Genomic DNA, 13,301 nt, shown 5'->3' on the forward strand with positions numbered 1-13,301 from the left:
AGATGTGTATAAGAGACAGGCCATGCAAACACTTCACTGACGCCATCGCGAGCGGGCTCGCTCCCACAATTTCATCGCATTTCTCCCGTTGAAATGCGGCCCCTGTGGGAGCGAGCCTGCTCGCGATGGCGTCAGTGAAGTGTTTGCATGGCCAACTGCTTGATCACTTCAACAACAGGCGCCACCCGTTCGGCCTGCCCATGGGGCCACACCGCATACAGGTTGTAATGCGCCGCAATCCGCGCCTCGTTCAACGCCACCAGTCGCCCGCTGCGCAACGCATCGGCGGCCAATAATCCGCGCACCAGCCCGGCGCCAACGCCAGCCTCCGCAGCCGCAATCAGATTCGCCGCATTATCGAAAACCACCCGCGCCGGCGGTTCCGTCGGTGTCATCCCGGCCGCATCCAGCCACGGAATCCACGACCTGCGCGTATACCCCAGCAGCGGCAATTCAAGAATTTGCGCCGGGCTCAACGGCAGCTGTAAACCATGCCGCTCCAGCAAAGCCGGGGACGCCACCGCCAACACCCGATCCCCGCAGATCTGCGTCATCTCGCAATCGTCCCAATCGCCGTAGCCATAGCGCAGCGACAGGTCCACCCGTTCGAAGGTGCTGCGATCACTGCGCGGCATCGACAGGATCGTCACTTCGTAATCCGGCAAACCGTCGAGCAACTGCGGCAGGCGCGGATTGAGCCAGCTCTGGGCCAGTTCGCTGTCGACATCCACGGTCAGACGCTGGGCCACGCTGCGGTTTTTCACCGAGGACAACGCCCGGTCAATCTGCGCCAGACCGTCCGACAGCACGCTGGCAAACAACTGTCCGGCGTCGGTCAGGTTGCTGCCGCCGCCCTCACGCACGAACAGCGGCTGGCCGATGAATTCTTCCAGGGCGCGGATCTGCTGGCTGATTGCGCTGTGGGTCAGGTCGAGCTTGCGCGCGGCGCTGGAAAAACTGCCGCTGCGCGCCGCGTGGATGAACGCGCTCATGGACTGCACCGACGGGTATCGCTTGTACATGTTGTTAGTCCTGCTTACACCGGTTGGCAGAAATCGTCGCTGGCCGCGTGTTGCCCGGGGTTCCAATAATCGGTGACCAGGCCTGCACAAAGACGGGCCGCTCTTTTGGAGCCTGACAATGATTGCATTCACGGTTAACGGCGAACGACGCGAGCTGAATGAGGCGTCCCCCTCCATGCCCTTGTTATGGGTGTTGCGTGATCAGTTGAAACTCACCGGCACCAAATTCGGCTGCGGCATGGGGCTGTGCGGTGCCTGCACCGTGCACCTGAACGGGGTCGCGGTACGTTCCTGCCAGTTGCCGCTGGCCGCCGTCGCGGGCCACAGCATCACCACCATCGAGGGCCTGTCGCCCAACGAAAATCATCCGCTGCAACTGGCCTGGGTCGCCGAAGATGTGCCGCAATGCGGCTACTGTCAATCCGGGCAGATCATGTCCGCCGCCGCGCTGCTCAACACCGGCGCACCGGTCAACGACGACTCGATCCGCAACGCCATGTCCGGGAATATCTGTCGCTGCGGCACTTACGGGCGCATCAACAAGGCGATCAAACGTGCGGCGAATGCGCCGAAGGAGGCGTGATGAGCCTCGTCGAAAATGCCGGTTTCGAACTGTCGCGCCGGGTATTTCTAAAGCAGACGGTGACGGTGGCGTCCGGTCTGGCGATTGCGCTGTATCTGCCAACCGGTGCAGCGACTGAGCCCAAAACCTCGGCCACCGAATTCGAACCCAACGCCTGGGTGCGCGTGCTGCCCGACGGCACGGTGAAACTGGTGGTGCACAAGCACGATTCCGGCACCGGAACCCAGACCGCACTGGCCGCGTGCGTGGCCGAGGAGCTGGATGTGAACCCGATGACTGTGCAGGTCATCACCCCGGAAGATCCGTTCTTCGAAACCTATATTCATCCGGTCTGGAAAGTCTTCTCCACCGGCGGCAGCACCAGTGTGTCGCTGGAATACGATCGCCTGCGCATGGCCGGTGCCACGGCACGGGCACTGCTGATCAGTGCGGCGGCGCAGCAGTGGAAAGTCACCCCCGGCAGCTGTTCCACCGAAGCAGGCCGGGTCGTGCATGCCTCGAGCAAACGCAGCCTCGGCTATGGCGAACTGGCCGGCGCGGCGGCGCAATTGCCGGCACCGGCCAACGTCACGCTGAAAGATCCGTCGCAGTTCAAATACATCGGCAGGTTGCGCCACAAACGCGATGCGGCGGCCAAGGTGTGCGGGCGTTTCAAATACAGCATCGACGTGCAGTTGCCGGGGATGTTGGTGGCGGTGATTCAACGTGCGCCGGTGGTGGGCGCCAAGGTTGTCGCGGTGAATTCGGCTGCCGCGTTGCAGGTGCCGGGTGTGCGCAAGGTGATCGCGGTTCCGGGGCGGCCGGACGTGCTCGGCGGTAACCTCGAAGGCGTCGCGGTGCTCGCCGAAACCTTCTGGGCCGCGCAGCAGGGACGCAAGTTGCTGGAGATCAAATGGAGCGACTCGCCGCTGGCCAACTTCGACAGTGCCGAGCTGCCCAAGGCACAGATCGCAGCGATCAGCGATCCGGCAACGCAAACCGTCAAAGCCATGGCCCAGGGCGATGTCGCCGGACAATGGCCGGGCGCGGCGAAGCTGCTCGAAGCCGATTACACCATGCCCTACAAGGTGCAAAACCCGCTGGAACCGATCTGCATCACCGCGCAGGTCAAGGACAAGGCAATCACCTATTGGGGCGGCGTGCAGGTGCCGTCGTCGGCGCTGGAAGCGGCGCAGACCGTGTGCGGCATCGCCAAGGACAGAGTCACGATCCATGAGCTGGTGTCCGGCGGCAGCTTCGGTGCGCGGGAAGCCAAATACTGGCTGTTCGAAGTCGCGTATCTGGCGCAGCAGAGCGGTGTGCCGGTGAAACTGCTCAACAGCCGCGAAGACGAAATGCACGCGCTGTTCAATCACCCGGCGACTCTTCATCGAGTAAAAGGCGCGCTGGATGCCCAGGGCAAACTCACCGCGCTGCAACTGCATGCAGTGTCGCCGGCCTCCCCGGAGCAGTGGGAGCCGGGCTATTTCGAGCGTCCGGATCACATGGATTACAGCACCACTGAAGCGATCACCGCGTGGGACTTCGCCTATCGTCCGCCGCACCTGGAGCTGAACTGGGTCAAGCACGAAAGCCACGTGCCCAGCGGCTGGTATCGCTCGGTGAGCTTTATTCCCAACGTGTTCGCCGTGGAAAGCTTCATGGATGAACTGGCCCATGCGGCCGCTGAAGACCCGCTGGCGTTCCGCCTGGCCAACATGCGGGAGCGGCCACGGCATGTCGCGGTGCTGAAACAGGCAGCCGAACGCGCTGGTTGGGGCCAGAAACTGCCGCCGGACACGGCGCTGGGGATCGCCACCAATCAGGGCTACACCAGTTTCATCGCCGTGGTGGCGCGGGTTGCGAAAGTCGACGGCAAGGCCCGGGTCGAGAAGCTGACTTGCGTGGTCGATTGCGGTCTGGCGGTGTCGCCCGGCGGGGTCGAAGAGCAGATTTACGGCGGGCTGCTGTGGGGCCTCGGCCATGCGCTGTTCGACCGTCTCGACATTCAGCAGGGCAGGGTGGTGCAGAGCAATTTCCACGACTATCGCGTCACGCGCATGTCCGACATGCCGCCGGTGGACATCCTCGTGCTCGATGGCCAGCCGGACAAACCGGGCGGCGTCGGAGAGCTGGGCAGTCCGTCGGTGGTTCCGGCGATCGCCAATGCGTTGTTCAGCCTGACCGGGGTGCGTCAGCGTTCCACGCCACTGAACCTGGGGTAAGCCGCCATGGATCTGCGATTGCTGCGGTACTTCATGGCCCTGGCCGATGAACTGCACTTCGGCCGCGCCGCCGAACGGCTGCACATCTGCCAGCCGCCGCTGAGCCAGCAGATTCGCTTGCTGGAGGAAGAACTCGGCACGCCGCTGTTCGAGCGCAGTCATCACCGTGTCGAGCTGACGGCGGCGGGGCAGATGCTCAAGGAGCAGGCGCCGCTGGTGTTCGAACAACTCGAACGGGCGCTGGACCTGACCCGGCAGACCGGGCGCGGGCAGCTCGGCGAGCTGGAAATCGGCATGATCAGTTCGGTGATGGTCGGCGTGCTGCCCAAGGCGCTGCACCTGTTTCGCGAGCGTTACCCGCAGGTGACCTGGCGCCTGCATGAAATGACCCCGGCGGCCCAGGTCAAGGCGTTGAAGGAGAAACGCATCGACGCCTGCGTGTTCCGCGTCGGTTATGACGACCCGCAATTACGCAATGAACTGCTGATCCATGAGCCAATCCATGTGGTGATGCCGCAGGATCACCCGCTGGCTCGGCGCGAGGTGCTGGCGCCCGCCGACCTGGCGCAGGAACCGTTTGTGGCGCTGGAATTGAAGCAATCGCGGTTCGCCAATTTTCTCTATCAGTGCTGCATTCAGGCCGGGTTCACCCCGCAGATCCGCCAGCAGGTGATCGAGGTGCAGACCTTGCTCAGTCTGGTTCGCGCCGGGTTTGGCGTGGCTTTGCTGCCGGCCTCCATCGAGCAACTGGCTCCCGCCGGGCTGGTGTTCCGGCGCCTGACCCCGGCGCTGCCGCAGGTGCCGCTGTACGCGACCTATCGGGCGGACGATGCCTCGCCGGTGCTCAAGCTGTTTCTCGATACGCTGCGGGAACTGGTCGATCACTCTTCGCGGTAATCAGGGGCAAAATTGCCCGGCACGATCACAACGGCCTGCGGTCGTAATCTTCACATGCGCGTACTTGTGGAGAGCCAATGAGCCGGGACGTCCTGACCACCGAAACCAATCGCCGCCAGTTGCAGCAGATCATCGCCGGTCTGTCCGACGGAGTGATTCTGCTGGAACTCGACCAGACCATCCTCTGGGCCAACGAAGCCGCGCTGGCGATGCATGGCGTCAGTCGCATCGGCGAGTTGGGCAACAATGCCGGGGAGTATGCCGAGCGCTTCAACCTGCGCTATCGCAACAACCACACGCTGACAACGGAGCAGTACCCGATCAGTCGCGTGGCGGCGGGGGAAACCTTCAGCGATGTGCTGGTGGAAGTCACCCCGCACAGCGATGAAGAACGCACCTGGGTGCACAGCGTGCGCAGCATGGTGCTGACCGATCGTGACGGCGAGACCGAATCGCTGGTGCTGATCATGAGCGACGTCACCGATTGGGCCAATGCCGAGCAGCGCTTCGAAAAGACCTTCAACGCCAACCCGGCACCGGCGGTGATCTGCCGCCTCAGCGATCTGCGTTACATCAAGGTCAATCCGGGATTCCTGGAGATGACCGGCTACACCCGCGATCAAGTGATCGGCGCTTCCACTTATGAGCTGGACATTCTCGAACAGGCCGAACGCAAGGAACTGGCGATCCAGCGCCTGCGGGATGTCGCGACCATTCCGCAGATGCAGGCCGAGTTGCGTCTGCCGGACGGCGGCAGCAAGCAGGTGATCGTCGCGGGCCAGCCGCTGGTGCTCAATGACGAGGACTGCATGTTGTTTTCGTTTGTCGACATGGAGCTGCGGCACAAGGCTGAAGTTGCCCTGCGCCAAAGTGAAGAGCGCTTCGCCAAGGCCTTTCGCCTGACGCCGGTGCCGATCCTGATCTGCAGCGCCGACGAGCAGCGGCTGATCGACGTCAATCAGGCCTTTCTCGATACCCTGGCTTACGAGAGCGACGACGTGCTGGGCAAGACCGTCGCGCAACTGGACTTCATCGATGAACCGGCGGAACGCGCCCGGTTGCTGGCGGCGCTGGAGAAGACCGGCCGGGTTGACCGTGTCGATATGCGGATCCGCAAGAAAGACGCCGAGCTGCTGGAGTGCGCGGTGTCCGCCGATACCGTGAACATCCAGGATAGCGTTTGCTACCTGCTGGTGCTGATGGACATCACCGAACGCAAGCGCACCGAGCTTGAGCTGGTGGCGGCGATTGAAGAGGTGATGAAGGATGCGTCGTGGTTCAGCCGTACGCTGATCGAAAAACTGGCCAATGTGAAGAAGGTCAACTCGCCGCAATTGCCCAGCGTTTCGTTCACCGATCTCACGGCTCGCGAACGCGATGTGCTGGGATTGATCTGTGAAGGGTTGGCGGACAAGGAGATTGCGGCACGATTGAAACTGGCGCCGAATACCGTGCGCAATCATGTGGCGACGGTGTATTCGAAGCTCGATGTGCACAGTCGCAGCGAGGCGATTGTCTGGGCTCGTGAGCGCGGGTTGTTTTCGAGCAGCAGCCGGGGGCAGCGGTAAGGTGCAAATGCACTAGTTCATGGGGTGCAAATTCGGGTGTTTGATCGGGCGGGGTGTTCTTAGTCTGGTGAGGTGCGGTGCGGTTTTTTCCCGTGATCGCGTCCCTTTTGAACCTGCTAATGGATCAGCCCCTTATGAATGTGTTGTTTGTTGTCGAGTCTCGTTGTGTGGAGCTTGCGCGATGATTTATCTGGCGCAGTTGCGGGCGCAGCTTGAGCGCAGTTTTTCGCCGTTGGCTTGTGAGTGTGTGGTGGATGGGGATCATTCGCTTACTGTGAAGTTGTATGAGCCGGTTTCGGGGCGGGTGGATCTGGTGATCAGTGGGTTGAGTCTTGGTGCCTTGCGTACGCCGGAAGCGGTGGATGCCTTGATTGATGAATTGCGGTATGAGCTTGAGAGTAATTCTTTGCGGTCGCCCGGTTGAACTTGGCGGCCTCTGGGCCGACCAGGTTCAAGGGTTTTTTTGGGTGAATATCCGTTGCTTCGGGTGTTGCGGCTGGCGGTTCCGCTTTTACAGCGGGTCACTTTTGACAAACGCCTCAAAAGTAACCAAAAAGTCTTTACCCTGACGTTCGGCCCTCGCTGTGGCTCGGGTTCCTTCGCTCCGGGATTGATCCGGGGGCATCGCCTACGGTTTGCTTCGCTGCACCTCCTCTCGATGTGTTTGGCTTCGCCAAACGGTCGCTGCGCTCCCACCCCCGGATCAATCCCTCCACTCAGCCTGCCGACGGGCGCTGCGATCAAAAGCGGTACTCGAGCTAACGCTCATCGTGTTGAGAGGGGCGGCTTCGCCGCTTGCTCTTCTGTGGGAGCGAGCCTGCTCGCGATGGCGGCCTGACAGCCGGCCAATTACTTTCGGCTGTACGTGAACCATGTGGGAGCTGGCTTGCCAGCGATGGCGGCCTATCAGTCGACGCATTCAATCGATATTTGCTCATCCCGAAAATCGACAGCAAATATCACCTGTTCTCCCCATTCCACTGGCACTCACCCCCCACTGGTCTATAAGGAATGAGTGGTTCGGTTTCCATAACCGGGTATTTGTACGCTCGGCGACGGGAGTTTTTCTTCCATTTATCGCGGGTCATCCTATGAACAATCCTGGGAAACGCGTGTGTTTTTCGTTGTTGTCGGCTTTCGGTCTGGTGCTGCTCAGTGGCTGTGCCAGTCCTCCACCCCCTCCGCCGGCAGCGCCGCCTCCACCCCCTGAACGCACCTGTCAGGTGATGGAAAATACCGAGGTCGCCGGTGACATGTATGCCGACGGGCAGGTAACCCGACACATCACCAAGACGCGTTGCGTCACTCAATAACGCACGCGCCGTCGAAGGCGCGGGTCGAGTGGATTGTGCTGGTGGCCGATCTGGTCGGCACCGCCGTGTTTGCCGTTGAAGGCGCCATTGCGGCGATGCACGCTCAACTCGATCTGCTGGGTGTGATGGTGATTGCCTTCATCGTTGCGCTCGGCGGCGGGGTGACCCGTGACCTGTTGATCGGCGCTACGCCACCCAAGGCTGTGGCCGACTGGCGCTATCCGGCGCTGGCGTTTGCCATGGGCGGGGTGGCGTTTGTTTTTCATGAGCAGGTGCTGGGCTGGTCCGGTTCGACCTTGATCGTGCTGGACGCGGCGGGGTTGGCGCTGTTTGCCGTGGCCGGGGCGCAGAAGGCTTTGAACTTCGGAATCTCGCCGTTTGTGTCCATGTTGATGGGCACGATTACCGGCGTCGGTGGCGGGGTGCTGCGGGACATTGTGCTGGCGCGGGTGCCGGTGGTGTTGCAGGCGGATCTGTATGCCAGTTCGGCGTTTGTCGGCGCGGCGGTGTTGATCGTCGGGCGCAGGCTGGGCGTTTCGCCGGTGGCGGCTGCGTTGCTGGCGGGGGCGGCGTGTCTGTTGTTGCGCTTGTTGTCGGTGCATTTCGGCTGGCAGTTGCCAAAGGTTCTGGAGGCATGAAAAAGGCAGCCCTTGGGCTGCCTTTTTGTTTGCGTCAGGAGCGGATCAGGACAGGAAACCGCCGTCCACGTTCAGCGACACGCCGGTGGTGTAGCTTGAGGCATCGCTCGCCAGGTACAGCACGGCGCCGGCCATTTCGCTCGGGTCGGCCACGCGCTTGAGCGGGATCTGCGTCAGCGCCTGTTTCAGGATCGCGTCGTTCTTCACCAGCGCCGAGGCGAATTTGGTGTCGGTCAGGCCCGGCAGCAGGGCGTTGCAGCGGATGCCGAACTGCGCGCATTCCTTGGCGAAGACTTTGGTCATGTTGATCACCGCAGCCTTGGTCACCGAGTAGATGCCCTGGAAGATCCCTGGCGAAATGCCGTTGATCGACGCCACGTTGATGATGCTGCCGCCACCGTTTTCGCGCATCAGCTTGCCGGCTTCCACCGACATGAAGAAGTAGCCACGGATGTTCACGTCGACGGTTTTCTGGAAGGCGCCGAGGTCGGTGTCCAGCACGTTGCAGAACTGCGGGTTGGTCGCGGCGTTGTTGACCAGGATGTCCAGGCGGCCGAACTGTTCCTTGATCCCGGCGAAGACCTGGCTGATCTGTTCCATTTCGCCGATGTGGCAGGCGACCGCTGTGGCCTTGCCGCCGGCGGCGATGATGGCGTCGGCCACGTGCTGGCAGCCTTCGAGTTTGCGGCTCGAAACGATGACATGGGCACCTTGCTGGGCCAGCAGTTTGGCGATGGCTTCACCGATGCCACGGCTGGCGCCGGAGACGAAAGCGATCTTGCCGTCGAGGTCGAACAACTGAGTCTTGGACATGGGATTCCCTTGTAGTGAGCCTTGTTATAACGCCGTCATCAGAGGCTGGATTTGGCAATGACCTGCAGGCTCATGTGCTCCAGCAGTTTGTTCATGTGAATGAACTGCGCGAAGCGTTTGTCCTGGGTCTGGCCATGGAAGAAGCGGTAGTAGATCTGCTGCACGATGCCGGCCAGGCGGAACAGGCCGTAGGTGTAGTAGAAGTCGAAGTTGTCGATCTGGATGCCCGAACGTTCGGCGTAGTAGTCGACGAATTCGCGGCGGGTCAGCATGCCCGGGGCGTGGCTTGGCTGGCGGCGCATCAGTTGCACCGGTGCCGGATCGTCGGCCTGGATCCAGTAGGCGAGGGTGTTGCCCAGGTCCATCAATGGATCGCCGAGGGTGGTCAGTTCCCAGTCGAGCACGCCGATGATCTGCATCGGGTTGTTCGGGTCGAGGATGACGTTGTCGAAGCGGTAGTCGTTGTGCACGATGCTGGAGGTCGGGTGATCGGCCGGCATCTTGTCGTTGAGCCAGGCTTTGACCTGTTCCCAGTGCGGTGCGTCCGGGGTCAGGGCTTTTTCGTAGCGTTCGCTCCAGCCTTTGATCTGGCGGGCGACGTAGCCTTCAGGCTTGCCGAGATCGCCCAGGCCGCAGGCGTTGTAATCGACCCGGTGCAGTTCGACGAAACGGTCGATGAAGCTCTTGCACAGGGCTTCGGTTTTCGCTGCGTCCAGGCCCAGTTCCGGCGGCAGGTCCGAGCGCAGGATGATCCCCTTGACCCGTTCCATCACATAGAACTCGGCGCCGATCACCGAATCGTCGGTGCAGTGCACGTAGGCTTTCGGGCAATACGGGAAGCCGTCGCGCAACTGGTTGAGGATGCGGAATTCGCGGCCCATGTCGTGGGCGGACTTGGCCTTGTGGCCGAACGGCGGACGGCGCAGGACGAATTCCTGGTCCGGGTATTCCAGCAGGTAGGTCAGGTTCGACGCGCCGCCGGGAAACTGGCTGATCTGCGGCGTGCCGCTCAGGCCCGGAATGTGCGCCTTGAGGTACGGATCGATCAGGCTGGCATCGAGTTCTTCGCCAGAGCGGATACGGGTGGACTGGTCAGTAAGCGCCATGCTTATCCCTTCTGCTTATTTTGGAGGCCAGACATCATTGGCTAATCTAATGGCGCGCTCGGGTCGTCACAAGCGCGGTTCGGTCTTATAGGTTAGCGTGTTGGACGATAATCACCTTTGGGAATGTGCGCGGCGGGCCGCTGGCGACTAAGGTTCAGCACGAATGCCTTGTTCGGAAAGGAGCTTTGAAATGGGCTGCCCGCAAGTCTGTGCCAGCGCCACCCTGCAATGCAGTTTCGGTGCCGCGCCGGCGGTGCTCAACGTGCTGCCGGTCAATCGCACGCTGACCGGCGGGATGCCGGCGGCGAACATCATGGATCACATTCCGCTGGTCAACGTCACCACGTTCGGCATGTGCATGAGCATGGCCAATCCGATGGTCGCCGCTGCCACTGCTGCTGCGCTGGGCGTATTGACGCCGATGCCGTGCATTCCCGCCACCGCCACGCCGTGGGTCCCCGGCGGAGCGCCGACTCTGCTGCTGGGCGGGATGCCGGCGATCGATGCGAACAGCACGTTGATGTGCAACTGGGCAGGGGTGATCAAGATCGTGATGCCGGGGCAGATGCAGATGTTGATTCCCTGAGTCAGGCCTGCGCCGGATCCGTCCACTTGCGAAACCACCAGCGCACCCGGGAAATCGGCTTGCCATCGGCATCCAGCGGTCGCCCGTCCTCGGCAAATCCCTGTTCCGGCTCCATCAGTTGTCCATTCAGATAACGCGCATCCACCGCCGGTTTGCCGTTGGGATGAAAGCGCTGATAGCGCCCCTCGCGCACGCCATCACGATAGAACTCGGCTTCCGCGACTTGCCCGTCGGGAAAGTAATTGAATGCCTCACCATGCAATAACCCACGCCGATAAGTGGCCTTGCGCTGCAACCAGCCCTCGGGCGCATAAAAACTGGCGACGCCCTGCAGCTTGTCGCGCACGAACGGCATCTGCGCCGAGACCTTGCCGTTGGGGTGGTAGAGCAGGGACGTGCCCTGCAATTGGCCCTGGCTGTAATTCATGTCTGCCTGCTGGCGACCGTCATCCTTGATATTCAACGGACCATCGAGCTGGCCGTCCTGCAATCGTCCCTTGAGGTGTTTGTCATCCTGCTGCAAATCGAGCGGTGTGATCGCCATGGCGACTCCTTGTCAGTTGACCTGTACCAGTCCGCCCTTGATGGTCAGCATGCCGCCACCGTCCACGGTCTGCGAGGCCGCGCCCTTGTTGGTCAGGCTGATGCCGGCGTCGTTGGTCAGCGTGGTTCCGGCCTTATTGTCCAGCGAAGTGCCGGCCTGGTTGGTCATGGCGGTGCCGGCCTTCTGGGTGATCGAGGTGCTGGCCGAGGTCGCCAGATCCGCGCCGCTCTTGATCGTGAAACTGCCGCCGCTTTGCAGCGTGAGGGTGCCGCTGACCTTGATTGTCAGGTTGCCGTCCACCGTCAGGCTGTAGTCGCCGGTGACCTTGTCGGTGTAATTGCCGCCGGTGCTGTGGTTCTGGTCGGCGCCGACCTTGACGGTGCGACTGTCCTTCACATCGAGGCTGTCGCTGCCGGTCTGGATGGTCACACTGCGTTTGCCTTTTTCCAGCGTGACGGTTTCGTCGCCGTCCTTGACCGTGCGGGTGCGTGCGTTCTGCACCGTCAGCGTTTCGTCGTGGCCGACGGTGGCGGTGGTGTCGTTGAGCACGTTGATCTTCAGGTCTTTCTGCGCTTGCAGGAACACCTCTTCGGCATCCTTCTTGTCCTCGAAACGCAGCTCGTTGAAACCGCCGCCACCCTTGGACGATTGGGTCTTGATCCCCGATTGGGTCTGGTTCGCCGGCAAGGCGTAGGGCAGGGCGTTGTCGCCGTTGTACACGCAACCGGTGACCAGTGGCCGGTCCGGGTCGCCGTCGATAAAGGTCACGATGACTTCCTGGCCGATGCGTGGCACGAACTGCATGCCGAAGCCCTTGCCACTCCACGGCAACACCACACGCACCCAGCAGGAACTGGTTTCATCGTTCTTGCCGTCGCGATCCCAGGGGAACTGCAACTTGATCCGGCCGTACTCGTCGGTCCAGATTTCTTCGCCGGACTTGCCTACGACGATCGCGGTCTGTGGATGCATGCGCGGCTTGGGCGTTGTGCGTTGCGGACGAAATGGTGTGGCCTTGGGGATGGCTTCGAAGCGGTTGCGGTAGCTTTCGTGGCTGGCGTCGTGGGTGACTCGCGTGACGACCCAATCGATGTTCAGACTCGCGTCTTCGTGGCCGTCGAGAGTGAACCAATGGCCGGGGATCAACCAGCGGCAGTCGCTCTCGCCAACAAAACGTTTCTCTTCACTGCGCAGCCCGTCGACCCGTTGTTTGGTCAATGCGTCACCCCGCGCTTTGGCGTTGTAACCGCCGGGATGCTCATAGAAGGAACGCGGCCCGGCAACCGCCTCGGCCTGGCCGAAGAGTGACGTGGTCGGCGTGGTGAACTCGTAATCCGTTGCCTTGTACACCCCGGCCACAGCTTGCAGGCACACTTGACCCGAGCGGATGCCATGCAACTCGCGCTCGCCCATTTGCTGAGCCAGATACTTGACCTTCGGGCCGTTGGGGATCTGCACGAAGGCGTCATTACTGTCGCCCAGCACCAGCGTGTGCTTGCCCTCGTCGTGGGTGAAAAACCAGAAGATGCCTTCCTCTTCCAGCAGACGGGAGACGAAGGCGAAGTCGGTTTCGCCGTACTGCACGCAGTACTCGCGCGAGGTGTAGCTGCCGGTCAGCGAGAGTTTGAAATCGGTGAAGCCGTGGGCCTTGAAAATCGTGGTCACGATGTCCGAAGTGGCGAGGTTCTGGAAGACGCGGTTGTTGCTGGCGAGGGTCAGCCACCAGAGCCATGGTCTTAATAAAAGCTGATAGCGCTCGGCGGTGGCGTCGGCAGGAAGTTGGCGGATTTCGGCGACGAGGGCGTCGAACGGGCGCAACTGCGCGTCGTTGTGCAGGGTGGTGGTGACGTGGGTGGCAACGGCGCCAGTCAGGCTGAGGGAAGTGCCGTCGTTGAGGCCGTTGAGGATCTGCGAACTCAACTGGTTGAGTGCTTCGTCGCCGGACAGCGAGTCAGGGTAAAGCGCCGACAGCGAGTCGGCCGTCAGGGAAAGGGTCGAGTTGCTGTCGGTGGAACGGGGCATGCGAA

Annotated in this window: 12 protein-coding genes; 7 read left to right on the plus strand and 5 right to left on the minus strand. The window is 61.8% G+C overall.

The genetic code is table 11. The features are described 5' to 3' along the window. Nucleotides 1-131: 131 nt before the first annotated feature. Nucleotides 132-1,022: a LysR substrate-binding domain-containing protein gene (locus DXT77_RS08285; RefSeq protein WP_119427286.1), complete on the minus strand. Its 891-nt coding sequence runs from the start codon at nucleotides 1,020-1,022 to the stop codon at nucleotides 132-134. 118 nt (nucleotides 1,023-1,140) lie between these two features. Here DXT77_RS08285 and DXT77_RS08290 point away from each other — a divergent pair, with 118 nt between their 5' ends. The 6 genes from DXT77_RS08290 (at nucleotide 1,141) to DXT77_RS08315 (ending at nucleotide 8,225) form a co-directional block, all read left to right on the plus strand. Beyond that, nucleotides 1,141-1,605, plus strand: coding sequence for a (2Fe-2S)-binding protein (locus DXT77_RS08290; protein ID WP_119427287.1), 465 nt, complete (start codon nucleotides 1,141-1,143; stop codon nucleotides 1,603-1,605). Continuing rightward, nucleotides 1,605-3,809 (plus strand): xanthine dehydrogenase family protein molybdopterin-binding subunit, encoded by a 2,205-nt coding sequence (locus tag DXT77_RS08295; protein WP_119427288.1) that lies wholly within the window; start codon nucleotides 1,605-1,607, stop codon nucleotides 3,807-3,809. Before DXT77_RS08290 ends, DXT77_RS08295 begins: the two co-directional genes overlap by 1 nt. A gap of 6 nt (nucleotides 3,810-3,815) precedes the next feature. Then, the gene (locus DXT77_RS08300) at nucleotides 3,816-4,706 is read left to right on the plus strand and encodes a LysR family transcriptional regulator (RefSeq protein WP_011334794.1); all 891 of its coding nucleotides are present in this window, start codon (nucleotides 3,816-3,818) and stop codon (nucleotides 4,704-4,706) included. 77 nt (nucleotides 4,707-4,783) lie between these two features. Beyond that, nucleotides 4,784-6,274, plus strand: a complete 1,491-nt coding sequence (locus tag DXT77_RS08305; RefSeq protein WP_119427289.1) for a helix-turn-helix transcriptional regulator — start codon at nucleotides 4,784-4,786, stop codon at nucleotides 6,272-6,274. Nucleotides 6,275-6,455: 181 nt separating this feature from the next. Then, the gene (locus DXT77_RS08310) at nucleotides 6,456-6,698 is read left to right on the plus strand and encodes a DUF1652 domain-containing protein (RefSeq protein ID WP_085711500.1); all 243 of its coding nucleotides are present in this window, start codon (nucleotides 6,456-6,458) and stop codon (nucleotides 6,696-6,698) included. A gap of 873 nt (nucleotides 6,699-7,571) precedes the next feature. Beyond that, nucleotides 7,572-8,225 (plus strand): trimeric intracellular cation channel family protein, encoded by a 654-nt coding sequence (locus tag DXT77_RS08315; RefSeq protein ID WP_248742052.1) that lies wholly within the window; start codon nucleotides 7,572-7,574, stop codon nucleotides 8,223-8,225. A gap of 45 nt (nucleotides 8,226-8,270) precedes the next feature. Here DXT77_RS08315 and DXT77_RS08320 read toward each other — a convergent pair whose 3' ends face one another. After that, nucleotides 8,271-9,038: an SDR family oxidoreductase gene (locus tag DXT77_RS08320; RefSeq protein ID WP_085687598.1), complete on the minus strand. Its 768-nt coding sequence runs from the start codon at nucleotides 9,036-9,038 to the stop codon at nucleotides 8,271-8,273. A 38-nt stretch (nucleotides 9,039-9,076) separates the two neighbouring features. Beyond that, entirely contained in the window at nucleotides 9,077-10,144 is a 1,068-nt protein-coding gene (locus DXT77_RS08325; RefSeq protein ID WP_119427291.1) for a phosphotransferase family protein, read from the minus strand. 190 nt (nucleotides 10,145-10,334) lie between these two features. Between DXT77_RS08325 and DXT77_RS08330 the strand changes: the two genes are divergently transcribed. Continuing rightward, nucleotides 10,335-10,730, plus strand: coding sequence for a DUF4280 domain-containing protein (locus DXT77_RS08330; RefSeq protein ID WP_119427292.1), 396 nt, complete (start codon nucleotides 10,335-10,337; stop codon nucleotides 10,728-10,730). Nucleotide 10,731: 1 nt separating this feature from the next. Here the strand turns inward: DXT77_RS08330 and DXT77_RS08335 are convergent, their stop codons facing one another. Together DXT77_RS08335 and tssI are read right to left on the minus strand one after the other, a co-directional pair. Further along, entirely contained in the window at nucleotides 10,732-11,274 is a 543-nt protein-coding gene (locus tag DXT77_RS08335; RefSeq protein WP_119427293.1) for a toxin-antitoxin system YwqK family antitoxin, read from the minus strand. A 12-nt stretch (nucleotides 11,275-11,286) separates the two neighbouring features. Next, nucleotides 11,287-13,296, minus strand: a complete 2,010-nt coding sequence (gene tssI, locus DXT77_RS08340; RefSeq protein WP_119427294.1) for a type VI secretion system tip protein VgrG — start codon at nucleotides 13,294-13,296, stop codon at nucleotides 11,287-11,289. Between the last annotated feature and the right edge of the window lie 5 nt (nucleotides 13,297-13,301).

It is taken from the genome of Pseudomonas sp. 91RF (genome assembly GCF_003576265.1).
GTDB lineage: Bacteria > Pseudomonadota > Gammaproteobacteria > Pseudomonadales > Pseudomonadaceae > Aquipseudomonas > Aquipseudomonas kribbensis.

Coding starts and splice junctions, on each gene's coding strand:
- DXT77_RS08320 (WP_085687598.1), bottom strand. CDS start 9,038: ATGTCCAAGACTCAGTTGTTCGACCTCGACGGCAAGATCGCTTTCGTC.
- DXT77_RS08300 (WP_011334794.1), top strand. CDS start 3,816: ATGGATCTGCGATTGCTGCGGTACTTCATGGCCCTGGCCGATGAACTG.
- DXT77_RS08325 (WP_119427291.1), bottom strand. CDS start 10,144: ATGGCGCTTACTGACCAGTCCACCCGTATCCGCTCTGGCGAAGAACTC.
- tssI (WP_119427294.1), bottom strand. CDS start 13,296: ATGCCCCGTTCCACCGACAGCAACTCGACCCTTTCCCTGACGGCCGAC.
- DXT77_RS08295 (WP_119427288.1), top strand. CDS start 1,605: ATGAGCCTCGTCGAAAATGCCGGTTTCGAACTGTCGCGCCGGGTATTT.
- DXT77_RS08330 (WP_119427292.1), top strand. CDS start 10,335: ATGGGCTGCCCGCAAGTCTGTGCCAGCGCCACCCTGCAATGCAGTTTC.
- DXT77_RS08285 (WP_119427286.1), bottom strand. CDS start 1,022: ATGTACAAGCGATACCCGTCGGTGCAGTCCATGAGCGCGTTCATCCAC.
- DXT77_RS08290 (WP_119427287.1), top strand. CDS start 1,141: ATGATTGCATTCACGGTTAACGGCGAACGACGCGAGCTGAATGAGGCG.
- DXT77_RS08310 (WP_085711500.1), top strand. CDS start 6,456: ATGATTTATCTGGCGCAGTTGCGGGCGCAGCTTGAGCGCAGTTTTTCG.
- DXT77_RS08335 (WP_119427293.1), bottom strand. CDS start 11,274: ATGGCGATCACACCGCTCGATTTGCAGCAGGATGACAAACACCTCAAG.
- DXT77_RS08305 (WP_119427289.1), top strand. CDS start 4,784: ATGAGCCGGGACGTCCTGACCACCGAAACCAATCGCCGCCAGTTGCAG.